The organism is Sandarakinorhabdus rubra (genome assembly GCF_010994245.1).
Lineage (GTDB): Bacteria > Pseudomonadota > Alphaproteobacteria > Sphingomonadales > Sphingomonadaceae > Sandarakinorhabdus > Sandarakinorhabdus rubra.
Window position 1 is genome coordinate 1 of sequence record NZ_WMHO01000337.1, and the last position, 1,659, is coordinate 1,659.

The window sequence follows — 1,659 nt, forward strand, 5'->3', positions numbered from 1 at the left end:
CCCGATGTGCCAGACGATCGCCTGCGCCCCGTGGCGGCGCGGCTGGACCTGCCGCCGCTGGCCGCCCCGCTGCGCCGGCTGATCGAGTGGACAGCGGATTATTATGTGGCGCCGCTGCAGGCCGTGGTGCGCATGGCCTGGCCGTCGGTCGCCTTCCTGAACCCGCGCGCCTTCACCGAGTATCGCCTGGGCGGGCCACTCCCGACGCGGCTGACGCCGGAGCGGGCGCAGGCCCTCGAACGCCTGGAGGGGCGACAGGGCACGGCGCGTGACCTGGCGCGGATGGCCGGCGTGTCGGACGCGGTGATCCGCGGGCTTGTCACCGCCGGCACGCTGCTGCCTGAGCTGGTCTCGGGCGATGCCAGCCCGCCCGTGCCCGATCCCGACCATGCCCCGCCGTCGCTGTCCGACGAGCAGCGCGGCGCGGCCGACACGCTGGTGGCCGCCGTGGCGGCCGGCCAGTTCGCGCCCTTCCTGCTGGAAGGCGTCACCGGCTCGGGCAAGACCGAGGTCTATCTCGAAGCGGTGGCAGAGGCGATCCGGCAGGGCGGCCAGGCACTGGTCATGCTGCCCGAAATTGCGCTCACCGCCCCCTGGCTGTCGCGCTTTGCCGCCCGCTTCGGCTGCCAGCCGGTGGCCTGGCACAGCGACCTGAAAACCAGCGAGCGCCGCGCCGCCTGGGCCGCGATCGCCGATGGCCGCGCCCGCGTGGTGGTGGGCGCCCGCTCCGCGCTGTTCCTGCCTTATGCGAACCTCAGGGCGATCATCGTCGATGAAGCGCACGAGGCCAGCTTCAAGCAGGAGGAGGGCGTGCATTATCACGCCCGCGACGTGGCGGTGATGCGCGCCCGGATGGAGGCCCTGCCGGTGGTGCTGGCCACCGCCACCCCGGCGATCGAGACGCAGGTGCTCAGCCAGCGCGGCACCTACAAGCGCCTGGCGCTGCCGGGCCGTTTCGGCGGGGCGGCGCTGCCCGAGGTGACATTGGTGGACATGACGCGGCATCCGCCGGCGCGCGGCAGCTTCCTGTCGCCGCTGCTGATGGCGGCGCTGACCGAGACGCTGGCCCGGGGCGAGCAGAGCCTGCTCTTCCTCAACCGGCGTGGCTATGCCCCGCTCACCCTTTGCCGGGCCTGCGGCCACCGCATGCAATGCCCCAACTGCACGGCCTGGATGGTGGAGCATCGCCTGTCACGCCGGCTGGCCTGCCACCACTGCGGCCACGTCTCGCCGGTGCCCGAAGCCTGCCCGGAATGCGGCGAGGCAGACCATCTGGTGGCCTGCGGCCCCGGCGTCGAACGCATTGCCGAGGAGGTGCGGCGGCTGTTTCCAGCCGCGCGCACCGCCATCGTCACCTCCGACACCATCACCTCCCCAGCCCGCGCCGCAGCGTTGGTGGCGGCGGTGGAGGCCCGCGACGTCGACATCCTCATCGGCACCCAGATGGTCACCAAGGGCTATCATTTCCCCGACCTCACGCTCGTTGGCGTGGTTGATGCCGATCTCGGCCTGGCCGGCGGCGACCTGCGTGCCGGGGAGCGCGCCTGGCAGCAGATCGTGCAGGCCTCCGGCCGGGCCGGGCGTGGGCAGAAGCCGGGGCGCGTGCTGATCCAGACCCACCAGCCCCGCGCCGCGCTGATGCAGGCGCTGGGCGCCGGC

1 protein-coding gene is annotated in these 1,659 nt (G+C 73.1%); it reads left to right on the forward strand.

The annotated features are described in order from the left end of the window. Positions 1–1,659, forward strand: a 1,659-nt coding sequence (priA, locus tag GJV64_RS14180) for a replication restart helicase PriA (protein ID WP_164158098.1), incomplete at both ends; no start/stop codon positions are given.